Origin of the sequence: Pseudomonas sp. ok272, assembly GCF_900109995.1 — a bacterium.
GTDB lineage: Bacteria > Pseudomonadota > Gammaproteobacteria > Pseudomonadales > Pseudomonadaceae > Aquipseudomonas.
In genome coordinates, this window is sequence record NZ_FOCB01000004.1 from 146530 (window position 1) to 173113 (window position 26584).

General features: G+C 62.2%; 25 protein-coding genes, 4 tRNA genes and 2 pseudogenes. 6 read left to right on the forward strand and 25 right to left on the reverse strand.

All coding sequences use genetic code 11. The features are described from left to right. The 8 genes from murB to BMW74_RS08570 all read right to left on the reverse strand — a co-directional run bounded on the left by murB (position 1) and on the right by BMW74_RS08570 (position 6853). Positions 1–1020: a UDP-N-acetylmuramate dehydrogenase gene (gene murB / locus BMW74_RS08535; RefSeq protein ID WP_093416659.1), complete on the reverse strand. Its 1020-nt coding sequence runs from the start codon at positions 1018–1020 to the stop codon at positions 1–3. Further along, positions 1017–1481, reverse strand: coding sequence for a low molecular weight protein-tyrosine-phosphatase (locus BMW74_RS08540; protein ID WP_093416662.1), 465 nt, complete (start codon positions 1479–1481; stop codon positions 1017–1019). The genes murB and BMW74_RS08540 overlap by 4 nt, the downstream gene beginning before the upstream one ends. Further along, a complete protein-coding gene (gene kdsB / locus BMW74_RS08545; protein ID WP_093416665.1) occupies positions 1481–2245 on the reverse strand; it encodes a 3-deoxy-manno-octulosonate cytidylyltransferase in 765 nt (254 codons plus the stop codon). Before kdsB ends, BMW74_RS08540 begins: the two co-directional genes overlap by 1 nt. Further along, entirely contained in the window at positions 2242–2427 is a 186-nt protein-coding gene (locus BMW74_RS08550; RefSeq protein WP_087265487.1) for a Trm112 family protein, read from the reverse strand. The genes kdsB and BMW74_RS08550 overlap by 4 nt, the downstream gene beginning before the upstream one ends. A 22-nt stretch (positions 2428–2449) precedes the next feature. Then, complete coding sequence (gene lpxK, locus BMW74_RS08555; RefSeq protein WP_093416668.1) at positions 2450–3460, reverse strand: tetraacyldisaccharide 4'-kinase; 1011 nt, start codon at positions 3458–3460, stop codon at positions 2450–2452. After that, a complete protein-coding gene (locus BMW74_RS08560) occupies positions 3460–3888 on the reverse strand; it encodes an ExbD/TolR family protein (protein ID WP_093416671.1) in 429 nt (142 codons plus the stop codon). The genes lpxK and BMW74_RS08560 overlap by 1 nt, the downstream gene beginning before the upstream one ends. After that, on the reverse strand, positions 3885–4520 hold the full coding sequence (locus tag BMW74_RS08565; RefSeq protein WP_175479177.1) for a MotA/TolQ/ExbB proton channel family protein: 636 nt from the start codon (positions 4518–4520) through the stop codon (positions 3885–3887). The genes BMW74_RS08560 and BMW74_RS08565 overlap by 4 nt, the downstream gene beginning before the upstream one ends. A gap of 98 nt (positions 4521–4618) precedes the next feature. Continuing rightward, positions 4619–6853: a DNA internalization-related competence protein ComEC/Rec2 gene (locus BMW74_RS08570; RefSeq protein ID WP_093416675.1), complete on the reverse strand. Its 2235-nt coding sequence runs from the start codon at positions 6851–6853 to the stop codon at positions 4619–4621. Positions 6854–6988: 135 nt separating this feature from the next. Here BMW74_RS08570 and BMW74_RS08575 point away from each other — a divergent pair, with 135 nt between their 5' ends. Beyond that, positions 6989–7510, forward strand: coding sequence for a DUF2062 domain-containing protein (locus tag BMW74_RS08575; RefSeq protein ID WP_093416679.1), 522 nt, complete (start codon positions 6989–6991; stop codon positions 7508–7510). A gap of 110 nt (positions 7511–7620) precedes the next feature. On the opposite strand, the gene BMW74_RS08580 is transcribed toward BMW74_RS08575, so the two are convergent. The 4 genes from BMW74_RS08580 to BMW74_RS08595 form a co-directional block, all read right to left on the reverse strand. Beyond that, positions 7621–8400: an ABC transporter permease gene (locus tag BMW74_RS08580; RefSeq protein ID WP_093416684.1), complete on the reverse strand. Its 780-nt coding sequence runs from the start codon at positions 8398–8400 to the stop codon at positions 7621–7623. After that, positions 8397–9329, reverse strand: coding sequence for an ABC transporter ATP-binding protein (locus BMW74_RS08585; RefSeq protein WP_093416689.1), 933 nt, complete (start codon positions 9327–9329; stop codon positions 8397–8399). The genes BMW74_RS08580 and BMW74_RS08585 overlap by 4 nt, the downstream gene beginning before the upstream one ends. Before the next feature lie 133 nt (positions 9330–9462). Further along, positions 9463–10086 carry a glutathione S-transferase family protein gene (locus BMW74_RS08590; protein ID WP_093416694.1) on the reverse strand — a complete coding sequence of 208 codons (624 nt, stop codon included), beginning with the start codon at positions 10084–10086 and terminating at the stop codon, positions 9463–9465. Positions 10087–10130: 44 nt separating this feature from the next. Then, positions 10131–10790, reverse strand: coding sequence for a transglutaminase-like domain-containing protein (locus BMW74_RS08595; RefSeq protein ID WP_093416699.1), 660 nt, complete (start codon positions 10788–10790; stop codon positions 10131–10133). A gap of 237 nt (positions 10791–11027) precedes the next feature. Here BMW74_RS08595 and BMW74_RS08600 point away from each other — a divergent pair, with 237 nt between their 5' ends. After that, positions 11028–13475 carry an acyl-CoA dehydrogenase gene (locus BMW74_RS08600; RefSeq protein WP_093416704.1) on the forward strand — a complete coding sequence of 816 codons (2448 nt, stop codon included), beginning with the start codon at positions 11028–11030 and terminating at the stop codon, positions 13473–13475. A gap of 95 nt (positions 13476–13570) precedes the next feature. Then, positions 13571–13969, forward strand: coding sequence for a PA2817 family protein (locus tag BMW74_RS08605; protein WP_093416709.1), 399 nt, complete (start codon positions 13571–13573; stop codon positions 13967–13969). Positions 13970–14024: 55 nt separating this feature from the next. Here BMW74_RS08605 and BMW74_RS08610 read toward each other — a convergent pair whose 3' ends face one another. Next, complete coding sequence (locus BMW74_RS08610) at positions 14025–15023, reverse strand: LysR family transcriptional regulator (RefSeq protein WP_093417384.1); 999 nt, start codon at positions 15021–15023, stop codon at positions 14025–14027. Positions 15024–15121: 98 nt separating this feature from the next. Between BMW74_RS08610 and BMW74_RS08615 the strand changes: the two genes are divergently transcribed. Next, positions 15122–15760: a LysE family translocator gene (locus BMW74_RS08615; protein WP_093416714.1), complete on the forward strand. Its 639-nt coding sequence runs from the start codon at positions 15122–15124 to the stop codon at positions 15758–15760. A gap of 60 nt (positions 15761–15820) precedes the next feature. Here the strand turns inward: BMW74_RS08615 and BMW74_RS08620 are convergent. From BMW74_RS08620 to BMW74_RS08640, 5 genes and pseudogenes are all read right to left on the reverse strand, one after another. Beyond that, positions 15821–16147 (reverse strand): annotated as a pseudogene (locus BMW74_RS08620) (ATP-binding cassette domain-containing protein); the annotation flags it as partial. Positions 16148–16506: 359 nt separating this feature from the next. Next, a tRNA-Gly gene (locus tag BMW74_RS08625) sits at positions 16507–16582 on the reverse strand. Between the two features lie 3 nt (positions 16583–16585). Beyond that, positions 16586–16661, reverse strand: a tRNA-Glu gene (locus BMW74_RS08630). A 104-nt stretch (positions 16662–16765) separates the two neighbouring features. Beyond that, positions 16766–16841 (reverse strand) — tRNA-Gly (locus tag BMW74_RS08635). 2 nt (positions 16842–16843) lie between these two features. Further along, positions 16844–16919 (reverse strand) — tRNA-Glu (locus BMW74_RS08640). Positions 16920–17290: 371 nt separating this feature from the next. Here BMW74_RS08640 and BMW74_RS08645 point away from each other — a divergent pair. After that, entirely contained in the window at positions 17291–18049 is a 759-nt protein-coding gene (locus BMW74_RS08645) for a hypothetical protein (RefSeq protein WP_093416718.1), read from the forward strand. Positions 18050–18112: 63 nt separating this feature from the next. Here the strand turns inward: BMW74_RS08645 and BMW74_RS25695 are convergent, their stop codons facing one another. The 3 genes and pseudogenes from BMW74_RS25695 to BMW74_RS08655 all read right to left on the reverse strand — a co-directional run bounded on the left by BMW74_RS25695 (position 18113) and on the right by BMW74_RS08655 (position 21625). Next, the gene (locus tag BMW74_RS25695) at positions 18113–18994 is read right to left on the reverse strand and encodes a methyl-accepting chemotaxis protein (protein ID WP_371911745.1); all 882 of its coding nucleotides are present in this window, start codon (positions 18992–18994) and stop codon (positions 18113–18115) included. Beyond that, positions 18974–20080, reverse strand: a pseudogene (locus tag BMW74_RS25700) (HAMP domain-containing protein); the annotation flags it as partial. The pseudogene BMW74_RS25700 and the gene BMW74_RS25695, both read right to left, overlap by 21 nt. A gap of 132 nt (positions 20081–20212) precedes the next feature. After that, positions 20213–21625 carry an aminotransferase-like domain-containing protein gene (locus BMW74_RS08655; protein WP_093416728.1) on the reverse strand — a complete coding sequence of 471 codons (1413 nt, stop codon included), beginning with the start codon at positions 21623–21625 and terminating at the stop codon, positions 20213–20215. A gap of 330 nt (positions 21626–21955) precedes the next feature. On the opposite strand from BMW74_RS08655, the gene BMW74_RS08660 reads away from it, so the two are divergent. Further along, positions 21956–22960, forward strand: coding sequence for an NADP-dependent oxidoreductase (locus BMW74_RS08660; RefSeq protein WP_093416733.1), 1005 nt, complete (start codon positions 21956–21958; stop codon positions 22958–22960). A 123-nt stretch (positions 22961–23083) separates the two neighbouring features. Here the strand turns inward: BMW74_RS08660 and pyrF are convergent, their stop codons facing one another. From pyrF to BMW74_RS08680, 4 genes are all read right to left on the reverse strand, one after another. Beyond that, a complete protein-coding gene (gene pyrF, locus BMW74_RS08665; protein WP_175479178.1) occupies positions 23084–23782 on the reverse strand; it encodes an orotidine-5'-phosphate decarboxylase in 699 nt (232 codons plus the stop codon). A 181-nt stretch (positions 23783–23963) separates the two neighbouring features. Then, positions 23964–25016, reverse strand: a complete 1053-nt coding sequence (locus BMW74_RS08670; RefSeq protein WP_093416742.1) for an AI-2E family transporter — start codon at positions 25014–25016, stop codon at positions 23964–23966. Positions 25017–25096: 80 nt separating this feature from the next. After that, positions 25097–25918, reverse strand: coding sequence for a DUF4892 domain-containing protein (locus BMW74_RS08675; protein ID WP_371911744.1), 822 nt, complete (start codon positions 25916–25918; stop codon positions 25097–25099). Next, positions 25915–26574, reverse strand: a complete 660-nt coding sequence (locus BMW74_RS08680; protein ID WP_093416748.1) for a glutathione S-transferase family protein — start codon at positions 26572–26574, stop codon at positions 25915–25917. The genes BMW74_RS08675 and BMW74_RS08680 overlap by 4 nt, the downstream gene beginning before the upstream one ends. Positions 26575–26584: the final 10 nt, after the last annotated feature.

A 26584-nucleotide genomic window follows, 5' to 3' on the forward strand; every position in this document is an offset into this window, starting at 1 on the left:
TCAATACCGATTGGGTTCCATTTCCAACTCGACATTGAAGCGCGCGGCAATGTCTTCCTGGATCCGTTGTGCCAGGGCCAACAACTCAAGCCCGGTGGCCTGGCCATAGTTGACCAACACCAGCGACTGCAAGCTGTGAACGCCCGCATCGCCGTCACGAAAGCCCTTCCAACCGGCCTGCTCGATCAACCAACCAGCGGCCAGTTTCACCTGGCCATCGGCCTGCGGGTAACCAATCAAGCCGGGATGGGCCACGCGGATTTGCGCAGCCAGCACCGCCGACACCAGCGGATTCTTGAAGAAACTGCCCGCATTGCCAAGCACCGCCGGATCGGGCAGCTTTTCACTGCGAATGCTGCAAATCGCCCGACTGACATCGGTCGCGCTCGGCTGATCGATACCCTGCTCGCTCAAGCGCTGGCGTACCGGACCGTACTCCAGATGCAAGTGCTCGCCGCGCTCAAGGACAAATCGCACCCTGAGGATCACCCAGCGCCCAACCTGCTGCTTGAACACGCTGTCACGGTAGGCAAACTTGCATTCGGCCAGGGTGAAGTCGCGCAACTCGCCCGTCTGGCGATCCAGGGCGGTCAAGCCGGCAAACACATCCTTGATCTCAACCCCGTACGCACCAATGTTCTGCATCGGTGCCGCACCGACAGTACCTGGGATCAGGCTGAGGTTCTCAAGTCCCGACAAACCCTGGGCCAGGGTCCACTGCACGAACGGGTGCCAGGTTTCACCGGCCTCGGCCTCGATCACCACCCGGCTGCCATCGTCGCTCAACAGGCGAATGCCACGGCTGGCCATGCGCAGCACCAGCGCAGGCACATCCGCCGTCAGCAACAGGTTGCTGCCACCGCCGATCACCAAGAGTGGGACGGTCTGCTCGGCGGCATACGCCAGCGCTTCGCGAACATCGGCATCGCTATGGGCCTCGGCGAACAGGTGCGCGCGAACGTCCACGCCGAAGCTGTTGTAGGCCTTGAGCGATACCTGCGGCAGCACCTGCAACGTCATAAGCGTCCCTTCAATTCAATCACCAGCGCATCACAGGCGTGCTCGATCAGATCCAGTACCTGCTCGAAGCCTTGATCGCCGTCGTAGTACGGGTCCGGCACCTCATCCACACGGCCTTCATAGCGGCGCAGAAACAGGTCCAGCTCGGCCCGGCTCTTGGCCGGCTGCATGGCCTTGAGGTGACGCAGGTTGTTCTGATCCATGGCCAGGATCAGGTCAACACTGGCGAAATCGGCGCGCGTCACTTGTTGTGCACGCTGCGCCGACAGGTCGTAGCCACGTTTCAACGCGGCGGCCTGGCTACGCGTGTCCGGCGCCTTGCCGACGTGCCAGTCGCCCGTCCCCGCCGAGATCACTTCGACCTGATCGGCCAACCCCGCTTCACGCAGTTTGTGCCGCAATACGCCTTCTGCCGTAGGCGAACGGCAGATGTTGCCCAGGCAGACGAACAAGACCCGCATCAAACCTCCAGCAGACGACGAACGCGTTCAAGGTCTTCCAGGGTATCGACCCCCGGTGGCGGTGCGATCAGTGCGTCGGCGACGTGAATCCGCACGCCGTGCCAAAGTGCGCGCAACTGCTCCAGGCACTCGGTGTCCTCCAACCAGCACGGCCCCCAACTGACGAAGTCATGCAGGAACCCGGCGCGGTAGGCGTAGATACCGATATGACGACGGTACGGCACGCCGGCCGGCAATTGCTCCTGGCTCTTGGCGAACGCATCGCGCGCCCAGGGCAAGGTGGCACGACTGAAGGTCAGCGCCAGGCCGTTCAGGTCGCTCACGACCTTGACCACATTGGGGTTGAACAGGGTTTCAATGTCTTCGATCGGCTCGGCCAGGGTGGCCATGCCCGCTTCGCCATGGGCCGCCAGATTGGCGGCGACCTGGTCGATCACGCTCGGCGGGATCAGCGGTTCGTCACCCTGCACGTTGACCACGATGGCGTCGGGGGCCAGGCCCAGTTGGGCGGCGACTTCGGCCAAGCGGTCAGTGCCGGAGTTGTGATCGGCGCGGGTCATCACCACTTCAGCGCCAAACACCGCGCACGCTTCGACAATGCGCGCGTCATCCGTGGCGACCACTACTCGCTGGGCACTGCTTTTGCTCGCCTGTTCCCAGACGTGCTGGATCATCGGCTTGCCGGCGATCATTTGCAGGGGCTTGCCCGGCAGACGCGTGGAGGCAAAGCGCGACGGAATCACCACGGTGAACGCGGTGCTCATTTGTCCAGGCGCTCATCGGTGGTCAGGGTGCGGGCTTCGCTTTCGAGCATGACAGGGATGCCATCACGAATCGGGAACGCCAGGCCGGCGCCCTTGCTGATCAGTTCGGTCTTGTCCGCGCTGAGCTTGAGTGGACCCTTGCAGATCGGGCAGGCGAGGATATCGAGCAATTTGGTGTCCATGAAAACTCCCTGGATTAAGCGTTTAAGGCAAAAGACGTGCGGGCAACAACCGCATCAACTGCGTATCGAACCAGGCCACGAAAGCCGGCGATGGCCGTGCATCGACCGCCAGGTACCACCAGTCTGGCGCGGCGAAGGCGCGGCATTTCACCGCGTCCTTCTCGGTCATGACCAACGGCAGTGGCGGCGTGAAATTCAAGGCCGCCGCGCTGTACTGCGCGTGGTCGGCAAAAGCATGGGCAATGGGCTGCCAGTGTAGCGTTTCGAGGGTCGCGAAGAAACGTTGCGGGTTGCCGATCCCGGCCACCGCGTGCAGCGCCTGGCCCTTCGGGAAGTGCTCAAGCGCCCGACGCTCGCCCGTCAACAGATTGACCAACGCCGTGGGTTGTAACTGGAAGGCAAAGCCATCATCGCGATCCTCGCTGGCCCCGTTGTACAACACCGCATCGACGCTCTGCAGGCGTTCGACCGGCTCGCGCAAAGGCCCAGCCGGCAGGCAACGGCGATTGCCCAACCCACGGGCGGCGTCGATCAGCACCAACTCCAGGTCTCGTGCCAGACGGTAATGCTGCATGCCATCATCCGACAGGATCAGGTCCAACGGCTCGGCGGCCAACAATGCCTGGACGGCTCGGCTGCGATCCGGGTCGATCATCAGCGGCACACCGGTGCGCTGCACGATCAACAGCGGCTCATCTCCCGCCATCGCCGCGCTTTGCTCGGCCTCGACCCGCCACGGCAACTGCGGCGGCGTGGCGCCATAACCGCGGCTGACCACGCCCACCCGAAGGCCGGCGCGCTGGCAGTGTTCGATCATCCACAGGATCAACGGCGTCTTGCCGGTACCACCCACGGTGATATTCCCCACCACGATCAGCGGCACCGGAGGCTGATAGATAGCCCCCTCGCCCGCCAAAAAACGCTCGCGCTTGGCGTTGACCACGCGCCGGTACAGCCACTCCAGCGGCTGCAACAGTTTGAGCGCCGGGTGACCGGCGTACCAGGCAGCGAGCAAGCGATCGGAAATAGCCATCAGGGTACGGGCGCCGCCTCGACAGTGGTCATGCGCAAGTGGGTGAACCCCAGTTTGCCCGCGGCATCCATGGCGGTGATGACCGCCTGGTGCTGGGTCTTACCATCGGCACTGATGGACAGAGGCAGGCTGGTGTCGCCATTGGATTCTTTCTGCAGGGCCTCGATCACGCTGGCCAGGTCACTCTTGGGTAGCAACTGGTTGTTGAGCGAAAACGCCCCCTCGGCACTGATGGTGATGTCCAGTTGCTTGGCCTGCTGGTCTTCGGCGGGCGAGCCACTGACCGCTTGCGGCAAGTCGACGCGCAATTGGGTTTCACGGGTGAAGGTGGTGGTCACGACGAAGAACAGCAGCAGGATAAACACCACGTCGATCAGCGACGCGAGGTTGATGTCCACGTTCTCCCGTGGCTTGCGGCGGAATTTCACGCTTTGCCCTCGGCCAGGTCCACGTCCCGGTCGCCCTGCACCACTTCGACCAGCTTGATCGCCTCCTGCTCCATGCCGACCACCAGTTCATCGATGCGCCGCTGCAGGAAACGATGGAAGAACACCGATGGAATACCCACCATCAAGCCCGCCGCCGTGGTAATCAGGGCCTTGGAGATGCCGCCTGCCAGTACCGAGGCATTGGTGGTCATGCCCGAGCCGGTGAAGGCGCTAAAGATATCGATCATGCCCAGCACGGTGCCAAGCAGGCCCAGCAGCGGCGCCATGGCGGCGATGGTGCCCAGGGCATTGATGTAGCGCTCCAGTTCGTGGATGACCCGTGCGGCGGCCTCCTCGATGCATTCCTTCATGATCTCGCGACCATGCTTGGAGTTGGCCAGGCCCGCGGCGAGGATTTCACCCAGCGGCGAGTTGGCGCGCAGTTCCTTGAGTTTTGCCTGGTTGAGCTGTTTGTCCTTGATCCAGACCCAGACCTGCCCGAGCAAGTGTTCCGGGGTCACGCGACTGGCTCGCAGGGTCCACAGGCGCTCAGCGACGATCGCCATGGCCGCGATGGAACTCAGAATGATCGGCAGCATCATCCAGCCGCCGGATTTGACCAATTCCCACACAGTGACAGCCCCCTCGAAAAAGTGCGTCACTTTACCATACAGACTCACCGGAAAGGCTCGGCCCAGCGACGACCGTGATGCCCCAGGGCGCATGCGCTCTAATGACTGGCCGGTGCAGCGCGGCGCCAGAAGCGTGATTGCTGGCGCAACGACCCGGGCGCCTCGAACGCCCCCAGGCGCAAACGCACGGCGCCCTGCTCGGCACTGTCGAGGACCTGCAGGCCCAACCGGCGGTAGCGCGCCATGACTTGGGGGTGGGGATGGCCGAACGCATTGTCGTGACCGCGGGAAATCAGCACCGCCTTGGGCGCCAGCGCCATTAAAAACGCCATCGACGACGACGTGCGACTGCCATGGTGGGGCGCCTGCAACCAGTCGGTGTTCACCGCCAGCGGGCTGTCGAGCAAGGCCCGTTCAGCGTGACGATCAATGTCACCGGTCAACAGCAGGCGCTCACCATTGGCCTCGACCTGCAACACGCAGGACGTCTGGTTGCTATCACGGGCCTCGGCCCATCGCCACAGGGCAAAGTGCACACCGTCCCACTCCCAGGTCCGGCCACTGTCACACGCCTGGGCCAACAACGGTGCCGGCAGCGCCAGCGGGTCGCCGCTGACCACCTGAGCCACGGGCAACGCCTTGGCGACGGTGCGGGCACCGCCGGCGTGATCGGCGTCTGCATGGCTGATCAGCATCAGGTCCAAGCGACGTACCCCCAGCTTGCGCAGCACCGGCACGACCACCCGCTCGCCGAGGTCAACCTCACCGACCCGTGGGCCGCTGTCGTAGAGCAGCGCGTGATGGCGTGTACGAACCAGCACCGCCAAGCCTTGCCCCACATCCAACTGCCAGATTTCAGCGATGCCCTCGGGAACCTGGGGCCGCGGCGCACACACCAGCAGCGTCAGCATCGGCCAGCCCAGCACGCGCAGCGGCACGCCCTTGGGCAACAAGAGCAAGACACTGCCCAGGACGGCGATCACCCACGCCCCTATCGGCACAACCGGCGATACCCATGCGGGCACCCAACCTGCCGCCACCTCCAGCACACTGAACAACCCACCAAGCAATCCGCCGGCCAGCCATAACAACCCCGCACCGACATAGGGCACAGACAGCAACAATGTCCCCAGCAAAGCCGTTGGCAGCACCGCCAGACTGATCCAGGGCACCGCCAGCAGGTTGGCCAGCGGCCCGCTAAGGCTGATCGGCAGCCCCAGGATCAACAACCACGGACACAGGCCGATGGCGATCAACCACTGCGCCCGCGTCCAGGCGTGCCACCAACGCCAGGCACCCAACCGGCCGCTGAACGTGAAGAGCAACACCGCGACGGCCACAAACGACAACCAAAACCCCGGCTGCACGCTGGCCAGCGGATTGAGCAATAGCACCGCGTTCAGCGCCAGCAGCAACGGCCACCCGGCGTGCAGATGACGAAAGCGCAGGCGCCAGAGCAACACCAGGCCAATCATCACGCAGGCCCGGCGTACCGGCACCTCGAACCCCGCGAGCACGCCATAGCCCAGCGCCGCGGCAAATGCCAACCCGCACGCCCAGGGCAACCAGGGCAGGCGCTGGGGCCACAGGCCATAGCGCGCCAACCCGGCAATCAACAGATAGACCATCGCGGCCAGCAGACCGATGTGCTGCCCGGAAATCACCAGCAAATGTACGGTGCCGGTGTCCTGTAACACCTGCCAGTCTTCACGCGTCAAACCGGAACCATCGCCCAGGACCAGCGCCGCCAGCGCCCCCGCACGCCCTTGGGCATCGACCGCCAGCAAGCGCTGGCGAATGGCATCGCGCCAGGCCCACTTGGCGGGTTCGAGCAACTGCCCATCCTTGATGGTGCCCGTCGCACCGATACCCTGCGCCAACAGCCAGGCTTCGTAATCGAACGCATGGGGGTTGAGCAGCCCTGCCGCACGCTTGAGCTTGACCGCCAGGCGCCAGCGCTCGCCGCTGTTGATTGGCGGGCCGCCATACCAGGCCAGGCGAATCAGCGCCGGTAATCGCCCGCGCCGGGATTGCCCGTCGGCCAACTCAAAACGCACCACACCCTGCTCGCGTTGTGGCAGCCCGACGACACGGCCCTCGACCCAGCGGGTTTGCCCGTCAAGCTGCGGTGCCAGCCGATCCTTCAGCGCCCAGTGCGCGTTCAGGCACGCCCAACTCAAGCCGAACACAAAGAACGCCAACGGATAAGTGCGCCAAGGCAGGAACATCAGCGCCAGCAGCGGCAGCACCAGCAACAGCCCGACCGGCGGTAATACGGGTAGAAAACGCAGGGTCAACAGACCCAGCGCGAGCGCCAACATCCCTGTGCGCATAAGCTCTTCCTTGAGAGTCCCTACTCTTGGATTAGCCCAGTCACAAAGGCCTGCGTATATTAATTGTCACAAAGTCTGAATTGGCGCTCGGCGGAATCCGGGCATACTTGCCGCCTGAACTGACCGAGAAGCCTTATGCCCCGGCGCCTTTTCAAACGCTACATGCCAGACCCGACGAGCATCAAGGAACACAAATCCTTACGCTTTCTTGGCAATCTGTTGCATGACCCTAACTTATGGCACCTCAATCGGCACTCGGTCGCCCGGGCCATGGCAGTCGGGTTGTTCGCCGCCTTCCTGCCGATTCCCATGCAGATGCTGGTGGCTGCGGCGCTGGCGGTGTCGGTACGGGGCAATATCCCGATCGCCGTGAGCCTGGTCTGGCTGACCAACCCGATCACCATGCCGGTCGTCTTTTTCTGCACCTACCAGGCGGGCGCCTGGCTGATGAACGTGCCCGCGCGCACCCTGCCGGATGAGCTGACCTGGGAATGGATCAGCGGCGAGTTGTCGACCCTGTGGCAGCCCTTCTTGCTGGGCTCGGTGGTCGCCGGCCTGACACTCGGCGCCCTGGCCTACTGCCTGACCATGACCTACTGGCGCTGGTGGGTCGGCCGACAATGGACGCGACGCAAGAAGGATCGTTCGGCGAAATGAATCGTGGGAGCGAACCTGCTCGCGAAGCGGCCAGCACAATCAACAACCTTGTTGACTGACGCACTGCCTTCGCGAGCAGGCTCGCTCCCACCCAGTAACGCCTACGCCGATCAGGTACGCATGCCGCGACCGCTGACCAGCAGCCGCGCGCAACCGACGTACAGCACCACGGTAGCCACCAGCATGAAGGTGATGGCGATGCTGATCTTGATGTCCGAGACACCGAGAATCCCGTAGCGGAAGGCGTTGACCATGTGCAGCACTGGATTGGCCAGCGACACGGTCTGCCAGAACGGCGGCAGCAGGGTAATGGAGTAGAACACCCCGCCCAGGTAGGTCAATGGCGTCAGCACGAAGGTTGGGATAATCGAGATATCGTCGAAGTTCCGTGCAAAGACCGCGTTGATGAACCCCAGCAGCGAGAAGATCGTCGCCGTCAGCACCACCACCAACACCGTCACGCCCAAGTGATGCACCTGCAAGTCGGTGAAGAACAGCGAGAGCAGCGTCACGATCACCCCGACCATCAGCCCACGCAGCACACCGCCCAGGGTGTAGCCAATCAGGATGGTGTGCGGTGACAGCGGCGAGACCATCAGTTCTTCAATCGAGCGCTGGAACTTGCTGCCAAAGAAGCTCGACACCACGTTGCCGTAGGAGTTGGTGATCACCGACATCATGATCAGGCCCGGCACGATGTACTCCATGTAGGTGAAGCCACCCATGTCGCCGATTTGCCGGCCGATCAGGTTGCCAAAGATCACGAAGTACAAAACCATGGTGATCGCTGGCGGCAGCAGGGTTTGCGGCCAGATCCGGGTGAAGCGCCGGACCTCGCGGTAAACGATGGTATTGAGCGCCACGAGGTTGGGTTGCAATTCGGAACTCATACGGCCACCTTCGCCAGATTTTTCTCCACCAGGGACACGAACAGCTCCTCAAGGCGATTGGTTTTGTTACGCAGGCTCAGCACTTCGATGTTCAATGCGGCCAGTTGCGCGAACAGTGCGGTGATCCCCATGTTTTTATCGACCTGGACTTCCAGGGTATGGCTGTCGACTAGGCGACACGGGTAGCCGATCAACTGCGGCGGTGTCGTCATGTTGCCCTTGAGGTCCAGCAGGAAGGTCTCGACATGCAGTTGGCCGAGCAGGTTACGCATGCTGGTGTTTTCGACGATCGTGCCGTGATCGATGATGCCGATGTTGCGGCACAACTGCTCAGCCTCTTCCAGGTAGTGCGTGGTGAGGATGATGGTGATGCCTTTCTGGTTCAGCTCGGTGAGGAAGCTCCACATCGAGCGACGCAGTTCGATGTCCACGCCAGCCGTCGGCTCGTCGAGGATCAGCAGGCGCGGCTCGTGCACCAGCGCGCGGGCAATCATCAGGCGCCGCTTCATACCGCCCGACAGCGAACGTGACGGCACATCGCGCTTGTCCCACAGGCCGAGCTGGGTCAGGTACTGCTCGGCGCGCTCCTTGGCCAGCTTGAACGGGATGCCGTAGTAGCCGGCCTGGGTCACGACGATGTCGAAGGTCTTTTCGAACTGATTGAAATTGAACTCCTGGGGCACCACGCCGATGCTGCGCTTGAGCGCGGCCGGGTTGCGGTCCAGGTCGTGGCCAAAGATGTTCACCGTGCCGCTGGTCTTGTTCACCAGGGTCGAGAGAATGCCGATGGTCGTGGATTTGCCGGCACCGTTGGGGCCGAGCAAGGCGAAAAAGTCACCTTCGGCGACATCCAGATCGATACCACTCAGGGCCTGGAAACCGTTGCCGTAGGTTTTGGTTAGCTGCCGGATGGACAGAGCAGAACTCATATCGGATTTACGCACCAAGAAGGGAAGTCAGGAATGGTTAAGGCCCGGCGGCGTGCAGTGCAACCAAGGCGCTGGGACGCAATGGTGCTTGGCGACGCCGCACAAGTACAGTCATGTGTGTTGATAGTGAATATTAAGTCAACGCAGTCATCACCGCTTTCTGGTAGGCCACGCGGCGCTTGAGTCGCTCGTACCAGGCCTGCAAATGGGGCGCAGGTGCACGTTCGATGGGCATTTCGAACCAGGCATAAATGAAGCTGCCCAGGGGAATGTCACCCATGCCGATCTCGTCACCCGACAGGTAGGGCTGATTCGCCAGCGCCTGGTCGACCATGGCCAGCAGGCCCTCGCACTCGTTGATCGCGGCCTTGATTTGTATCCAGTCCTGCTGCGCGGCCGGGGTGCGCAACACGCCCCAGAACACCGTGCGGAAAGGACCCGCAAAGCTCGACGTGGCCCAGTCCATCCACTTTTCGGCGCTGGCACGGGCCTGGAGATCCGCCGGATACCACGGCGTGCCACTGGCGTGACGGGCCATCAGGTAACGCACGATGGTGTTGGACTCCCACAGCACGAATCCATTGTCGTCAATCACCGGCACCCGGCCGTTGGGGTTCATCGCCCGGTACTCGGGCGTGTCCACCACACCAAAGGCACCGCCGGCGTCTATCGCCTCGTAGGCCAGGCCCAGTTCTTCGGCGGCCCACAGTGGTTTCCTGACATTCGACGAGTTTTTCCGACCCCAGATCTTCAGCATGACCTTCCCTTAAGTGGATGAACGCCGGGGCAGTCTACGCCGGATCAGGCCCGACTCAAATCGTCCTGCATATCCCCCAATAGCTCAGGCATCTGCGTGCCAAACAGGTGCGGGTAGCACTGTTCCAGGTGTTTGAAGAAGAACGCCTCGGGCACATCGACAAACTGCCCGTGGTCCACCAGGTACTCCATCGACTGCTGCCCCTGGCGATTGAAGGGATGAAACACACTGTCGTTGAACCCATCGAACTCCAGCGGCGGCACATCGAATACCTCGCAGAGTTTGGCATTGAACGCCGGCGTGGCCTTCACCCAGCGATCATTCAAGTACAGCTCGGTGTAGCCGTGCATGGCAAACACGTCACTTTTCAACAACTCGATCAGCCGGGGCGTCGACAGGTGATTGCGTACGTCCGCCAGGCCGATACGCGCGGCAATCCCGCAATGGCGGGCACACCCGGCCAGCAAGGTGGCCTTGGGCACGCAGTAGCTCACTCCGGTGGCCAACGCATGACTGCCACGCAAGGTGGCCGGGTCTCGACTGAAGCTATAGGGGTTGTAGCGCACCGCCTCGCGCACCGCGTAATAGAGATTGACCGCCTGCTCCACCGGGTCGTTGCGGCTACCGCGATGTTTTTCGGCGAACTCCACCACCGCAGGGTGGTCACTATCGATGAAGCGTCCGGGACTCAGGTACTGGTGCATGAGGTTGATCTCCAGGGGAAGCCCCGAGTCTAGCGACACCTTGAGCACAGAGATAACGACGTTTCGGCCAAACATCAGCGCTTGCCGTACGCGCTTTCAGACAACCGCAACGCTTTCACTCACGAAATACCCAGCTGTTTCCCACCGATTCATACGAATCGCTCTGGCCACCCCGTTTTGCAGATGCCGTCTAAGCTCTGGAGGTGGTTTTGCCCCTGGTTTCACGGAGGATTGAATATGCTGCTGTTGTGGATACTGGCCCTGGTGGCCGGGATAGCCTGGCTGGCTCACCGCCGCACCGCTCCCCTGCCCGCGCTGGGCATCGTGGCGATCTACCTGCTGGCGATGGGCGCCTTCAGTCGTGCTCCTGGCTGGTTGCTGCTGATTTTCGGCGCGGTGCTGGCCGCAGTCGCCGCGACCCTGTTGCTGCCCGATCTACGGCGCAAGCTGTTCACCGCGCCGTTATTCCGCTGGTTCCAGAAAACCCTGCCGCCGATGTCGCAAACCGAACGTGAAGCCATCGACGCCGGCACGGTGTGGTGGGACGGCGAACTGTTCAGCGGCCGCCCGGACTGGAACAAGTTGCTGGCCTACCCCAAGGCGCAACTGAGTGAGGAGGAGCAGGCATTTGTCGACGGTCCGACCGAAGCACTGTGCGCGATGGTCAGCGACTGGGACATCAGCCAGCAAATGGACTTGCCCGCCGAGGCCTGGGCCCACATCAAGGCCCATGGTTTCTTCGCCTTGATCATCCCCAAGGAATACGGCGGCAAGGGCTTCAGCGCCTACGCCAACTCACAGGTCGCGATGAAGCTGGCAACCCGCAGCGGCGACCTGGCCTCCACCGTCATGGTGCCCAACTCCCTGGGGCCGGCCGAGTTGCTGCTGCACTACGGCACCGAGGAGCAGCGTAACCACTACCTGCCGCGCTTGGCCCGTGGCGACGACATTCCGTGCTTCGCCCTCACCGGCCCTCTGGCGGGTTCCGACGCCGGCGCCATGCCCGACACCGGGATCGTCTGCAGGGGCCAGTGGGAGGGCCAGGAAACCCTGGGCCTGCGGCTCAACTGGCAAAAGCGCTACATCACCCTGGGCCCGGTCGCCACTTTGCTCGGCCTGGCATTCAAGGCCTATGACCCGGACCATTTGCTGGGCGACAAGGAAGACCTGGGCATCAACCTGGCGCTGATCCCCACCGACACGCCCGGCGTGGAAATCGGCCGCCGCCACCATCCCCTCGGCGCGTCGTTCATGAACGGGCCGAACTCGGGCAAGGACGTTTTCGTGCCCCTGGACTTTCTGATCGGCGGCCAGGAGATGCTCGGCAAGGGCTGGATGATGCTGATGAACTGCCTGTCGGTCGGGCGCTCGATCTCGTTGCCGGCGGTGGGTACTGGTGCGGCCAAGTTCACCAGCCTGGTGACCGGCCAGTACACCCAGGTTCGCGAGCAATTCAACGTGCCGTTGTCGGCCTTCGAAGGCATTCAAGAGGCCATGGCCCGGATCGGCGGCAACGCCTGGATGATGGACGCCGCCCGCATGCTCACCGCCAACGCGGTGGACCTGGGGGAAAAACCCTCGGTGCTGTCGGCCATCCTCAAGTACCACCTCACCGAGCGTGGGCGCGAATGCATCAGCCACGCCATGGATGTCCACGGTGGCAAGGCGATCATCATGGGCCCCAACAACTACCTGGGACGTAGCTGGCAGGGCGCGCCCATCTTCATCACCGTGGAAGGCGCGAATATCCTCTCGCGCAACCTGATGATCTTTGGCCAGGGCGCCATCCGCTGCCACCCGTTCGTCCTCAAGGAAATGGCCCTGGCCAGCCGCGAGGACAAGGAGCAGGCACTCAAGGAGTTCGACGCACTGCTGCTCAAGCACATCGGCTTTGCCGTGAGCAACGCCGCCAGCACCTTGATGCTCAACCTGGGCATCGGCCGCTTCGAACCCGCGCCAGGCGACACCCTCAGCCAGGGTTACTTCCGTGCGCTCAACCGCCAGGCGGCGGCCTTCGCCATGCTGGCGGACCTGAGCATGATGCTGCTGGGCGGTGAACTGAAGCGCCACGAACGCCTGTCCGCACGCCTGGGCGATGTGCTGAGCAACATGTACCTGGCCTCGGCAGCGCTCAAGCGTTACCACGACCTCGACTCACCCGCCCACATGAAGCCGCTGTTTACCTGGGCGATGGAAGAAAGCCTGGGCCAGGCCGAGCGCGCCATGGACGAGTTGCTGAACAACTTCCCGAACCGGGTGCTTGGGTGCCTGCTGCGGGGGGTGGTGTTCCCGCTGGGGCGTCGCCACACCGGGCCTTCGGACAAATTGGCGGCCGAAGTCGCCGCCGTGATTGGCCGGCCCAAGGGCGACCCGACCCTCGAAGAGTTGCTCTGGGGTTGCTACCGGCCGCAATCGGTCGACGATCCGGTCGGCGCCTTGCAACATGCCAGCGACCTGCTCAACGCGGTGCAACCCTTGCAAAAGAAGCTCCACACCGCGCTCAAGAGCGGGCAGGTCAAGCCCGCCCCCGGAGAATCGGTCATCGACGCGGCCCTGCAAGCCGGTGTCTTGCAAGCCGGCGAGGCACAGAGCCTGCACGAAGCCGAAGCCGCACGGCGCAAAGTGATCGATGTCGATGACTTCTCCAAGGAGCAACTGCAACTGGCGCCGGGCAAGGTCCGCTAGCACCGGGGCACGCCCAGCGGTTGAAGGGTGAAAAGCGGGCGCCGGGGCTATATACTCCGGCGCCCGTTTTGCTTTAGTTCTAGAGGACTCCCGTTATGCTCGACCAAACTCTCGTCCAGCTCGACCTCCTACGCAGTATCCTGGTCGCTGTCGGCGAAGCCGAGCAGGTTCCGGACGAAAGCCATGCCCTGTTCCTGGAACGTTTCGACGAACTGCGCGCGTCACTGCCCATCGACCCGATCGAAAGCCAATACCTGGGCCAGGACATTCTGTGCCAGATCATCGTCCGCTATCCGCAAATCGCCCACTTGGTGCCACGCGACCTGCTGTGGTACTTCGCCGGTGACTGCCTGCACTACATGCCAGACGACGAGATCGAACTGTATCAGGCCCTCGAAGAACGCCGCTTCGAAGCCGAACAGAACGACGAACCGTTCGACTGGAACCAGGAGAAGCAACTGCTGGCCCTGTCGAACCAGGAACCGAAGCACTGATTTCGCGCCCTGCATTCAAAAGGCCCGCCTGGTTAACCAGGCGGGCCTTTTTGCTTCAGAGCAAACCATCGCTCTCCGGCAACTCGTAGGCCAGGACAGGTTTGCCCATGGTACTCGGTTTGCCCGGTTTGCCCAGCGTGGGCTCCTTCTCCAGGCACTCCACCAGATAGTCGATCAACACCCGCAACTTGGGCGGCAGATAGCGTGTCGGCGAATGCAGCAGCCAGGCGCCACCGTGATAGGAGGCGAGAAAGGTCCAGTCCGGCAATACCTGCACGATCAAGCCTTGCTCCAGGGCATAACGCGCCGTGAAGTACGGCAGGCTGCCAATCCCGATGTGTTGCAACACGGCCCCCAGTCGCACGCCCGTGTGATTGGCCGCATAGCGCCCCCGCACGCCAACGGTCACGGCCTTGGTGCCCTGCCTGAACTTCCAGCGCGCATCGCTCGGCGTTTCGCCCAGGTAAATGCAGCTGTGATTGAGCAGATCGTGGGGATGGCTCGGCGTGCCGTGTTCCGCCAGGTACTGCGGGGTCGCGCACAGCATGTGGTCGATCGTCAGCAACTGGCGCCCCACCAGCCCCACCGGCGGGCGATCGGTGATGCGGATCGCCAGGTCGACATGATCATCGATCAAATCGACCTGGCGGTCCTCCAGCAACAACTCCACATCGACCTTGGGATAACGACGCAGAAACTCCGGCATGTGCGGATGGATCACAAATCGCCCTACCGCCTTCGGCACGCTGATGCGCACCCGCCCTTGCGCCTCCTGGGTGAACTGGCCACTGATTTCCATCACCGAACGCGCGGCGCTGACCATCTCCTGGCAGCGCTTGAACACCTCTTCGCCACCATCGCTCAGGCGCAACTTACGGGTGGTGCGCTGCAACAACCGAGTGGCCAGGGCTTTCTCCAGGCGCGAGATGCTGCGGCTGACCGCTGACGGCGACGAGCCCAGCTGTCGCGCCGCCTCCGAAAAGCTGCCGGTCTCGACCACCTTGACGAAAATCGCCATTTCCCCCAACAGCGGTAGCGGAAGATTTATGCTCACAGCGCAAAAGTCCATTGATGTTTGAACGGATTATCACGCAATTGCCGGTTTCATATAATAAAAAAATGAATCCTCACTAGGCCATTGTTGGAGTTGAAATGCTTTCGAATTACCTCGGCGAGTTCCTTGCCCTGGCGACGATCCACTTTCTCGCCGTCGTCGCGCCAGGCCCCGACTTCGCGGTGACTATCCGGCAAAGCGTGCGCTTTGGCCGTGCGGTCGGGATGTGTACCGCACTGGGCATTGGCGCCGGCATTTCGGTGCACGTGCTCTACACCTTGCTTGGGGTGGGCGCACTGATGCATGCCACCCCGTGGCTGCTGACCGTGGCCAAGGTGGTGGGCGGCGCCTACATTCTTTACCTGGGTGTGAGCCTGTTACGCAGCAAGCCAAAGTCGACGCAAGAAGGCCTGGGCGCTGTCGAGGTGCCTAACGAACAGCAAACCCTGTTCAAGGCGTTCGCCACGGGCTTTCTGACGAACGCCACCAACCCCAAGGCAACCCTGTTCTTCCTGGCAATCTTCACCACCGTCATCAGCGCATCGACCCCTTTGCAGGTCCAGGCGCTCTACGGGCTGTGGATGTGTTTCGTCAACGCGCTGTGGTTCGTGATCGTGGCGCTGTTCTTCTCCAGCAGCCGGGTGCGCGTGCTGTTCATGCGCATGGGGCACTGGTTCGAACGCACCATGGGGGTGATCCTGATCCTGTTCGCCGGGCGCTTGATCCTGTCGATGTAACCCCTCGATCCCGGCCTCGAGCACCCCATCAGGCGCTCAAGGCCGAGACGGCGGCGCGGGTTACTTCAGGTTGCCGCTGAGAAACTGCTGCAAGCGCTCGCTCTTTGGATTGCCCAGCACGTCCTGCGGCGCGCCCTCCTCCTCCACGCGCCCCTGGTGCAGAAACAGCACCTGATTGGACACCGTCCGGGCGAGGCTCATTTCGTGGGTGACCATGATCATCGTGCGGCCCTCTTCGGCCAGGCCCTGGATCACCTTGAGCACTTCGCCCACCAACTCGGGGTCCAGCGCCGAGGTCGGCTCATCGAACAGCATCACTTCCGACTCCATTGCCAACGCCCGGGCAATCGCCACCCGCTGTTGCTGGCCGCCGGAGAGAAACGCCGGGGTTGCGCACCGAGGCAAGAAAGCGCTTGAAGGCAGGAGAAGGCAGCTAGCCGGAGGGTTTGAGGAGCGCCAGGAAACGCTTGAGCGATACGCCAACCCTGTCACACCTGTTACCCCGGTCGCTTTGCGCGCCGCATAGGTGCGTCCGGTAACAGGTCCAAAGGCCGGGGCAGGTGCCGAAGTACCCGCTTCGCGGTCGACGTCCGCTCAAGTCGCCGCGATATCGCTACGCGCGCGCCCAGCCAAAACGCAACAGGCCCGCGCAATCACCTGGGCGGACCTGTATCGTCGTTTCGACGGGCATGACAAATCACGCACACACAAAAACGCCGCTCATTGAGCGGCGTTTTCATTAAATATGGAGCGGGAAACGAGACTCGAACTCGCGACCCCGACCTTGGCAAGGTCGTGCTCTACCAACTGAGCTATTCCCGCAAATGGCGTCCCCTAGGGGACTCGAACCCCTGTTACCGCCGTGAAAGGGCGGTGTCCTAGGCCACTAGACGAAGGGGACACGCTACCCGGAACACATGGTGTGTGTTCCAGTGCCCAGACCCGCCTCCGAAGACTTGGTTCTGGTTTCACTCAACATCACCCGAAAGCAATGCTGCTTAAAAATGGAGCGGGAAACGAGACTCGAACTCGCGACCCCGACCTTGGCAAGGTCGTGCTCTACCAACTGAGCTATTCCCGCATTGGCGTCCCCTAGGGGACTCGAACCCCTGTTACCGCCGTGAAAGGGCGGTGTCCTAGGCCACTAGACGAAGGGGACACAGCTACAACTTCACTCCTTACCGCGTCTTGCTATTCGCTTTCCGCTGTAAGTGGCGCGCATTCTATGGATGGATTGAGGGGTCGTCAACCCCCAACTATAAATTTATTTAAATCAATGACTTCGCCACCCTTTAAGGAGCAAATCGGGGTTTTCGTGCGTCCGGTGTTTGACGCCTATATTCTGGCACTCGCCAAGGCGCTATAGTCAGCTACGCCTCGATGATGGCTATGTGCATCCACTCGCCTATCGCCTGTAAAGGCAACGCCGCGGCCTGCCACAAGTCGTCGCACCGGCCTATGCGGCCCCAGGCTCAACCACTACACTCGCACGCAAACCCTATTAAAGAGGTCTTCACGGTGACACCACTCATGATCACCCTGCTAGTAATAGTCGGGATCGCACTATTGATCGCCATCGGCTACATGAACCATGTGGTGGAAAACAATAAGCTGGAAAAGGCCCGCACCAAGATCGAGCTCAATGATCGCCTGCGGCGCTGCGGCGAAATCACCGAGACATTTCCCGGCCAACTGATGACACCAGCCCTCAAGTTGCTGCTGGCACGCCTGGAACTCAACGTCTGCCAACGCCTGCTGAACCTGGACAAGTCCAACACCAGCAGCAAGACGCGGATCGATGAACTCAACGCCTTGATCGCCCAGGGCGAATCCATTCCGGTCAACAATCCACCATCGCCGATTCGCACCGAGGCCAAGGCCAAGGATGTACGTTTCCTGCTCGAAGCCTTGCATGGCCAGGTCACACGCGCCGCACAAGATGGTTTCCTGCCGACCAACGAAGCCAAGCGCTGGATTCGCGAGATCCGCCACATCCTGGTGCTGCTGCACATCGATTTCTTCAACAACCTGGGCCAGCACGCCCTGCAACAGGAGCAGCCTGGCCAGGCTCGCCTGGCGTTCGAGCGTGGTGTGCAGTACTTGCGCAAGCAGCCTGACCCACAGGTCTACAGCGAACAACTGCAGTACCTGGAGAAACTCCTGGCCCGCGCCAACTCCATGGTGCTGACCAACATTGCGCCCATCGAAGGCGAAGTGAATGAGTTGACCGAAGGCCTCAAGGATGTCGAGGCCGATGCGGACTGGAAGAAGAAAGCTATCTACGATTGATCAAGATGCGGCGCAACGCCGCGTCAACGCACGCGGGCGAGGAGATCGGTCCTCGCCAACGGCTTACAACCTGAAATGCCCCACCATCCCCTTGAGTTCAACCCCCAACTGCGCCAGCTCGATGCTCGACGCCGCATTGCCGCGCATGGCGATCGAGGATTGATCGGCGCTGGCGCGAATACTGGTCACACTGCGGTTGATCTCTTCGGCCACGGAACTCTGCTGTTCGGCCGCGGCGGCGATCTGCTGGTTCATCTGTTGAATCAGCGACACCGCGGTGGCAATGCTGCCCAGCGCGCTCTCCGTCTGCAGGGCATCGCCGACCGCCAGCTTGACTAACTCACCGCTGCCTTGAATCTGCTGCACCGAGGACTGTGCCGCCAGGCGCAATGCGCTGACCAAGCGCTCGATTTCCTCCGTCGACTGCTGGGTCCGCTTGGCCAGGGCCCGCACTTCATCGGCCACCACCGCAAAGCCCCTGCCCTGCTCGCCCGCTCGCGCCGCTTCAATGGCGGCATTCAGCGCCAGCAGGTTGGTCTGCTCGGCAACGCTTTTGATCACACCCAGCACCATGCCGATGTTCTGGATTTCCCCGCTGAGGCTTTCAATACTGGCGCTGGCCGAGACCGCCGATTCAGCCAACTGCTCGATCCGCTGCAGGCTTTGGCGAACCACCTGTTGCCCGGCTTCGACCTTGCCATCGGCCGTATGCGCCGCCTGGGCGGCCTCTTCGGCATTACGTGCCACATCATGAACGGTCGCGGTCATCTGGTTCATCGCCGTGGCGACTTGTTCGGTCTCTTCTTTCTGGCTACTGACTTCCAGATTGGTCTGCTCGGTCACTGCCGACAGCGATTGCGCCGAGTTGGCCAACTGTTCGATCCCGGCCTGCAAGCCGCTGACGATACCACTGAGCCCAGCGCCCATTTGCTGCATCGCCTGCATCAACTGACCGACTTCATCGCGACGAGTCACCTGCACGCTGGCGCTCAAGTCGCCGGCCGCGATCCGCTCGGCAACCCCAATCACACTGCGCAACGGTGTAACGATCAAGTGCGTGATCACCCACGCGGCAATCAGGCCAACCAGCAGGGCCAAGGCTGACGAGCCGATGATCAACAATGAGTTCTGGTTCAGTTCTTCTTGCATGGCCTGGTCCTGGGCGCCATACGCCTGATCGACCTGTTGCACCACCTCGCCCGCGCGTGCACGCAATTGCTGGTAGACCTGTTTCTCCTGGGCCAGCAGCCCGGTGTACTCCGTGAGCTTTTCACCGAAACTGGCGATATGTCCCGCCACCTCCGCCAACACCGTTTGATAACCCGCGTCCTTGATCACCCCCTGTAGCGCCTGTGCCTGGATCAACGCCTGCTCGGCCTGCTCGATCTTGCCTTGCACGGCACTGTCCGCCGTGACCTTGCGGCTTTGATCCAGGCGCACCCGGGCTTCGTTCATCGCCTGCAGCATCAGCTTCGACACCTGGCCGACCTGGCCGGCCTGCTCGATAAACTCGGCGCCCTCCTTGCCCGCCGACTCCTTGAGCGTATAGGCGCCATCGTCAGCAAGACCGGCCTGCAACACATCCAGGTTGTTGGCCACGCTGGAGACCGACCAACTGGCCATCTCCAGCGCCAGGTCCTTGGTGCTCGTCAGCTCGACAAACTCATCGAATGCCTTGCGGTACGCGACCAGGGATTGCTCGACCTGCGCCATGACCGGCGCGTTGACGGCGGACTGCGCCTTGAGTTGTTCGGCCTGGGCGATCAACGCGTCGACGCCCGCGTGCAAGGCGTCGACACTCGACGCATCGGCGTGCAAGGCGTACTCCTGCTCCAGCAGCCGGACCTTGAGCAAGCCGCTGTTGAGCGCCGACATCTGTTTGAGGCCGTCGAAACGGTGGCTGATGGTTTGCAAGGACCACACACCAATGGCCGCTACCAGGGCCGTCAACAGCAGCACCAGCACAAACCCAAGCCCCAGCTTCTTTGCCATCCCAAGATTGGCAAAACGCCCTTGCACGACCGAAATCATTTCACGTAACCCCCTGTCACGCCGGCGATACCCACATCGCCAGGCTCTATGCCTGCAGGTTCGCAATGGGCTGCACTCAAGCACAAGTCTATGGCGCCACAATAATGGCCAAAAGCTACGTACTCGTCGTTTTCAGAACGCTTGAAGTCGATCCGGTGCGCCGCAAGCCTGGAAAAAGGCCAAGGCTCGCGGATCATTGGCGTAGGCCACGTTGATCCGCAGCCAGTTACCCGGCCGGCCACACGGGCTGAATGCGGCGCTGCCCAGCAAGGAGATCCCCAGCCTTTGAGCCTGGACCCGCACGTGCTCCGGCGAACCCACCCTCGGCCGCGCCCAGATGTACAACCCGCCAACGGGGCGACCAAAAACCTCCCATTCAGCGTCCTCAAGGGACTGCAAGGCAGCGCACATCTCACATTTGAGGCGCTGGCGCTGACGCTGGACGAGCTTGCGATACGTACCATTGACCAGCAGATGGGCCACCACGGCCTCGCAGAATCCCGATACCCCCAGGCTGGTAATCATCTTGACCTCGGCCAGTCGAGCGCTCATTTCAGCACTGGCCACGACATACCCGACCCTTAGGGAACTGCTGAGGTTCTTCGAGAAGCTACCGACGTAGATCACCCGCCCCTGCGTGTCCAACGCCGCCAGGCGCGGGCTCGCACTGCCTTGAAAGTCGGCATAGACATCGTCCTCGACAATGGTCAGTTGATAGCGCTCGGCCAGGGCAAAAATTCGCTGGGCCACGGCGGCGGTCAGATTGCTGCCGGTGGGGTTGTGCAACAGGCTATTGATGAACAGGGCACGAGGCTGATGGGCCCCGAGCAGCGCTTGCAGTGCCTCGACGTCCGGCCCCTTGGGGGTACGCGGTACTTCCAGCATCTGCACGCCCCACAAGCGCAATTGCTCGAACACGTTGCCATAGCCCGGACTCTCGACCACCACACAATCACCCGGCTTGAGCAAAGTGCGGATGATCAGGTCCAGCCCATGGGTGGCACCTGCGGTGGTCAGCACCTGGTGCTCCTGGACCGTGACGTTGATCTGCTTCAGGCGCCGTTGTATTTGCTGGCGCAACTCCAGCAACCCAAAGGACGTGCTGTAGTTGAACAACCCCGCCATATCCGTGCGCGAGATATGGCGAATGGCATAGCTAAGGTCATCACTCTCGCGCCAGCTTTCGGGCATGCCGCCACGCCCCAGCGGCAACACCCCCGACAACACCGGAGCCGAGGCCGCGGGCGTCGTCTCGACTTCACCCGGTGCCGCTGCGCCAGCGAAAGCAGCCGGCGTCACGGCCGACCTTGGCGTGGCGACGAAAAACACCGAACCATGACGCAATGCAAGAACGCCCTGGGCGACCATGCGTTCGTACGCTTCATTGACACAGGACTGGCTGAGGAGGTTTTCCCGCGCCAGTTGACGAATGGACGGCAAACGCGTCCCGGGTTCGACGGCATCACTGCGAATCCAGCCTGCCAGGGCATCAACAATTTGCTGCACGACAGGGACCAGTGCCTGCCGATCAATTCTCAGTTCCATGAGAGACCCACTCCAACCGTTCAGTGTATTTCCGGAAACAGTTAAACACAGACACCCCGAGGGCGATGTGCGACAACGCCGTCAAAACCTGCGCCCCTAACCATTTGAAACACAATGCCCGGCCGCGTGGCGGTCGCCCAGGCTCCGCGCTAGATTGCGATCACCCCACCGCCAGCACATGGCCGGTTGAGCCACCATGGATCGCAGTGATGAAACTACCCGCACAACTATCACCCAGTTGGATCAATCCGTATTCGTCATACCGGCAAACCTTGCTACAAACGCCATCTGGGTCTATCAATCAAGCTTCATTCACGCTGAGTGCCCGCCATGACTGCCCAGACCAATCGCCAATTCCTACTCGCCAAACGTCCGGTGGGGCCCGCGACCCGCGAGACATTCACCTTTCAACACGTACCTGTCGGCGAACCCGCGACCGGCCAGATCCTGGTGAAGAACCAGTACCTGTCGCTGGACCCGGCCATGCGTGGCTGGATGAACGAAGGTAAATCCTACCTACCGCCCGTCGCGATCGGTGAGGTGATGCGTGCACTGGGTGTCGGCCAGGTCATTACCTCCAACAACCCGGGCTTTGCCGTAGGCGACTACGTCAACGGTGCGCTAGGCATACAGGATTACTTCGTCGGCGAGCCCACGGGGTTCTACAAGGTCGACCCGACATTGGCTCCGCTGCCGCGCTACTTGTCCGCCCTGGGCATGACCGGCATGACTGCCTACTTTGCCCTGCTGAACGTCGGCGCGCCGAAAGCCGGTGACACCGTGGTGCTCTCGGGCGCTGCCGGCGCCGTCGGCAGCATTGCCGGGCAGATTGCCAAACTCAAGGGCTGCCGTGTCGTCGGCATCGCCGGCGGCAAGGACAAGTGCAGGTTCCTGATCGACGAACTGGGGTTTGACGGTGCCATCGACTACAAGAGCGAAGACGTGGTGGCCGGCCTCAAGCGCGAATGCCCGAAAGGCGTGGACGTGTACTTTGACAACGTCGGCGGCGACATCCTCGACGCAGTGCTCAGCCGCCTGAACTTCAAGGCCCGCGTGGTGATCTGCGGCGCGATCAGCCAGTACAACAACAAGGAAGCGGTCAAGGGACCGGCCAACTACCTGTCATTGCTGATCAACCGTGCACGCATGGAAGGCTTTGTGGTGATGGACTACGCCGCGCAGTACGCCAGCGCCGCCCAGGAAATGGCCGGGTGGATGGCCAAGGGGCAGATCAAGAGCAAGGAAGATATCGTCGAAGGACTGGAGACGTTCCCCGAAACCCTGATGAAGCTGTTCAACGGGGAAAACTTCGGGAAGTTGGTGCTGAAGGTTTGATGCGCGACCTGAAGTCAACGTGGGAGCGAGCCTGCTCGCGATAGCGATCATGCAGTCAAGGTGACGTTGACTGCGCTGATGCTTTCGCGAGCGGGCTCGCTCCCACATGAGGTTCAGCGGTGTTTAGGCCAGTTCGGCCACCACGGCCGCCAGCGCCTTGGCCGGATCGGCCGCCTGGCTGATCGGACGACCGATCACCAGGTAGTCGGAGCCGGCATCCAGTGCCTGGCGCGGGGTCAGGATACGGCGCTGGTCATCCTGGGCGCTGCCCGCTGGGCGGATCCCCGGGGTCACCAATTGCAACGACGGGTGCGCCGCCTTCAATGCCTGGGCTTCCAGGGCCGAGCATACCAGACCGTCCATCCCGGCTTTTTCGGCCAGTGCCGCCAGGCGCAGCACTTGCTCCTGAGGCTCGATGTCCAGGCCGATACCGGCCAAGTCTTCACGCTCCATGCTGGTCAGCACGGTCACCCCGATCAACAGGGGTTTGGGGCCGCTGCGTTGGTCCAGCACGTCACGGCAGGCCGCCATCATGCGCAGGCCACCAGAGCAATGGACGTTGACCATCCACACGCCCATCTCCGCCGCTGCCTTGACCGCCATGGCGGTGGTGTTGGGGATGTCGTGGAACTTGAGGTCCAGGAACACTTCAAAACCCTTGTCGCGCAGGGTCCCGACGATTTCCGCGGCGCAACTGGTGAACAGTTCTTTACCGACTTTGACCCGGCACAATTTCGGGTCCAACTGGTCGGCCAGCTTCAGTGCGGCGTCACGGGTAGGAAAATCCAGGGCGACGATGATAGGCGTCTGGCAGGCGGACATGAGTAGGCTCTCAGGCAAGTCGAAATCGGCGCGCATTGTAGCGGAACACAAGCCCCTCCGGGACCCGATGATCGATAAATCATCGCCAACCCTGGCAATTGAGCCGACCGGTGGGGCGATTGTGGCGCATCCGCTGCACTCACGTCCCGCCCACCTTACGCCCTCGCCTACCGCACGCCGATCAGCGTTTGTCTTCCACTTTCGCCTGGCTGTTGCTCCAGTCGTTCAGCAGGCTGTAGGCCACCGCGAGCAGGGTCGGGCCGATGAACAAGCCGATAAAGCCGAAAGCCAGCAATCCACCGAACACCCCCAACAGCACGATCACCAACGGCAAGTTGCCGCCTCGGCTGATCAGGTACGGCTTGAGCACGTTGTCCACGCCACTGATGATGAACGTGCCCCACATGCCGAGAAACACCGCCAGGCCATATTCGCCTTTCCAGACCAGCCAGGCGGTGGCCGGAATCCACACCAGCGGCGGGCCCATGGGAATCAGGCTGAGCAGGAAGGTGACAATACTGAGCACCAGCGCCCCCGGCACACCGGCAATCAGGAAGCCGATCAAGGCCAGGATCGCCTGCGCCGCCGCCGTGCCAATCACGCCGTTGACCACCCGCTGCACGGTGCCGGCCACCAGGTCGATGTAGTAACCGGCGCGCTCACCGATCAGCCGCTCCAGCAGGCGATGGACGAACATCGCCAGGCGCGGGCCATCGCGATAGAAAAAGAACACGAAGACGATGCTCAGGGTCAGCTCAAGCATGCCGCCGCCGATCTGCGCACTGCGCGCCAGCAACCAGTTGCCGACTTGCCCCAGGTACGGTTTGACCGCCAGCATCAGCGCCGCGCCTTGTTCATCGATGCTGTCCCAAAGCCCGACCAGGCGCTCGCCGACCAGCGGCACCCCGGCCAACCATTGCGGTGCTTCGGGCAAGCCATCGACCTGCACATCTTTGATCAGCCCGGTGGCATCGCGCACATGGTCGGCCAGGTTGAACCCCAGCCACACCAGCGGCACCGCCACCAGAATCATCCAGCCCAGGGTCAGGAGCCCGGCGGCCAGGGTTTCGCGACCGTTGAGCACGCGGGTCAGCAAACGCATCAAGGGCCAACTGGCAAACGCCAGTACCGCGCCCCAGAACAGCGCGGACCAGAACGGTGCCATCACCCAGAAGCTGGCACCGAACAACACCAGCAGCAGGATCTGCACCAACAGGCGATCGTTATTGAGCATGTAGAGTCTCGAACAGGGTGTATCGACAAAAAGCATAGGCGAACGGCCAAGGGCACGTTCGCCTGCGGGGGGGGGCGAGTTTAACGCAACCGTTCGATATGCAGGCCCTGGGCCTGCGCACTGCCCAGCTCAATGCGCGCAGCCCGCACGCCCTGGCCGATCAGCGCCTGGCGCCAGGCGTCGGCGTCAGGCCCGGAGATACTGACACGCAAGGTGGTGTCCAGGTTCAGGCCGCGGGACAACAACGTCAGCCACGTCGGCGACGGCGTGCCGCCAAGGCGTGGCAGGTCGAGCACGCCGGTGTCCTTGAGTTGGCGCAGCAAGGTGGCGGAGGTCGGCAACACGTCGCCCAGCGGGGCACTGGCCTGGAACTGTTCGACATGCAAATACGCCTTGCGATTGCCGCGGGTGATGCCGTACAGCGCCACCAACGTGTTGTCCTGTGGTGCCGCGAGTCGCAACAGCAGGTACGCCTGTTGATCGTCGGCACCATAGAGCTTGGCGTTACCGAACACTTCATTGGCCCACAGGCTGCTTTCGCCGCAATCACGGGCCTGGCACCAGAACAGCAGCTCGGCGCCCTGCTTCTGCAACGCTTCGCGGGCAGCGGTGAAGGCTTCTGTGGATGAATGCTCGGGCGGCAACTCGTAGGTCACCGAGGTCACTTGCCCACGGGCAGCGACCTGTCCGTCAAATCGCAACTGCCCGCTGATCTTGCGAATCGAGCCCATGGGGTAGATCCGCTCAAGCTCGGCGGCCGGCCGATAGTCGACGATCTGCGCATCGGCCAGACGCGGCACCAGCGGCAAGTCGTGACTGCCCGGGACGTCGGCAGCGAACACCAGCGGGGAGCACAGACCCAGGACAACGGCGCTTTTGATGAAGCCAGAAAATAGGCTCATCGGATCAGCATGGCCTGGGCACCCTTGACGACATTGGCATCGTCGTTGGGCGGTGGTACCTGCATACCGCGCTGCACGGCCGCGCGGGCCGCCATGGCGGCCATCCAGCGCTGCAAGGCCGGCAAGCCGTCGACCGATACGCCCGCCCACTCATGCTTGCTGACCCATGGGTAGGTGGCGATGTCGGCGATGCTGTAGTCATCGGCCAGAAACGGCACGCTGCCCAGGCGTGTGTCCAGCACCTCGTACAAGCGACGGGTTTCGTGCTGGTAACGGTCGATGGCGCCCTGGAGCTTTTCCGGGAAGTAGCGATAAAACACGTTGGCCTGGCCCTGCATCGGGCCAATGCCGCCCATCTGGAACATCAGCCATTGCATGACGACCGAGCGCCCCTTGGGGTCCTTGGGCAACAGTTGCCCGCTCAGCTCAGCCAGGTAGATGAGGATGGCGCCGGACTCGAACACGACGAAATCATCATTGCCACGGTCGACGATGGCCGGGATCCGGCCATTGGGATTGATCTTGAGAAACGCGGGAGCCTTTTGTTCCTTTTTGTCGAAACTCAGCGCATGCACGGTGTAGGGCATGCCGAGCTCTTCGAGCACGATAGAGACCTTGTGGCCATTCGGGGTCGCAGCGGTGTAGAGATCTATCATGGTTGTCTCC

Excerpts from the sequence above, each read along its gene's own strand:
- murB (WP_093416659.1), bottom strand. The coding sequence starts at position 1,020 with ATGACGTTGCAGGTGCTGCCGCAGGTATCGCTCAAGGCCTACAACAGC.
- BMW74_RS08540 (WP_093416662.1), bottom strand. The coding sequence starts at position 1,481 with ATGCGGGTCTTGTTCGTCTGCCTGGGCAACATCTGCCGTTCGCCTACG.
- kdsB (WP_093416665.1), bottom strand. The coding sequence starts at position 2,245 with ATGAGCACCGCGTTCACCGTGGTGATTCCGTCGCGCTTTGCCTCCACG.
- BMW74_RS08550 (WP_087265487.1), bottom strand. The coding sequence starts at position 2,427 with ATGGACACCAAATTGCTCGATATCCTCGCCTGCCCGATCTGCAAGGGT.
- lpxK (WP_093416668.1), bottom strand. The coding sequence starts at position 3,460 with ATGGCTATTTCCGATCGCTTGCTCGCTGCCTGGTACGCCGGTCACCCG.
- BMW74_RS08570 (WP_093416675.1), bottom strand. The coding sequence starts at position 6,853 with ATGCGCACAGGGATGTTGGCGCTCGCGCTGGGTCTGTTGACCCTGCGT.
- BMW74_RS08575 (WP_093416679.1), top strand. The coding sequence starts at position 6,989 with ATGCCCCGGCGCCTTTTCAAACGCTACATGCCAGACCCGACGAGCATC.
- BMW74_RS08580 (WP_093416684.1), bottom strand. The coding sequence starts at position 8,400 with ATGAGTTCCGAATTGCAACCCAACCTCGTGGCGCTCAATACCATCGTT.
- BMW74_RS08585 (WP_093416689.1), bottom strand. The coding sequence starts at position 9,329 with ATGAGTTCTGCTCTGTCCATCCGGCAGCTAACCAAAACCTACGGCAAC.
- BMW74_RS08590 (WP_093416694.1), bottom strand. The coding sequence starts at position 10,086 with ATGCTGAAGATCTGGGGTCGGAAAAACTCGTCGAATGTCAGGAAACCA.
- BMW74_RS08595 (WP_093416699.1), bottom strand. The coding sequence starts at position 10,790 with ATGCACCAGTACCTGAGTCCCGGACGCTTCATCGATAGTGACCACCCT.
- BMW74_RS08600 (WP_093416704.1), top strand. The coding sequence starts at position 11,028 with ATGCTGCTGTTGTGGATACTGGCCCTGGTGGCCGGGATAGCCTGGCTG.
- BMW74_RS08605 (WP_093416709.1), top strand. The coding sequence starts at position 13,571 with ATGCTCGACCAAACTCTCGTCCAGCTCGACCTCCTACGCAGTATCCTG.
- BMW74_RS08615 (WP_093416714.1), top strand. The coding sequence starts at position 15,122 with ATGCTTTCGAATTACCTCGGCGAGTTCCTTGCCCTGGCGACGATCCAC.
- BMW74_RS08645 (WP_093416718.1), top strand. The coding sequence starts at position 17,291 with ATGATCACCCTGCTAGTAATAGTCGGGATCGCACTATTGATCGCCATC.
- BMW74_RS25695 (WP_371911745.1), bottom strand. The coding sequence starts at position 18,994 with ATGCAGGCGATGCAGCAAATGGGCGCTGGGCTCAGTGGTATCGTCAGC.
- BMW74_RS08655 (WP_093416728.1), bottom strand. The coding sequence starts at position 21,625 with ATGGAACTGAGAATTGATCGGCAGGCACTGGTCCCTGTCGTGCAGCAA.
- BMW74_RS08660 (WP_093416733.1), top strand. The coding sequence starts at position 21,956 with ATGACTGCCCAGACCAATCGCCAATTCCTACTCGCCAAACGTCCGGTG.
- pyrF (WP_175479178.1), bottom strand. The coding sequence starts at position 23,782 with ATGTCCGCCTGCCAGACGCCTATCATCGTCGCCCTGGATTTTCCTACC.
- BMW74_RS08670 (WP_093416742.1), bottom strand. The coding sequence starts at position 25,016 with ATGCTCAATAACGATCGCCTGTTGGTGCAGATCCTGCTGCTGGTGTTG.
- BMW74_RS08675 (WP_371911744.1), bottom strand. The coding sequence starts at position 25,918 with ATGAGCCTATTTTCTGGCTTCATCAAAAGCGCCGTTGTCCTGGGTCTG.
- BMW74_RS08680 (WP_093416748.1), bottom strand. The coding sequence starts at position 26,574 with ATGATAGATCTCTACACCGCTGCGACCCCGAATGGCCACAAGGTCTCT.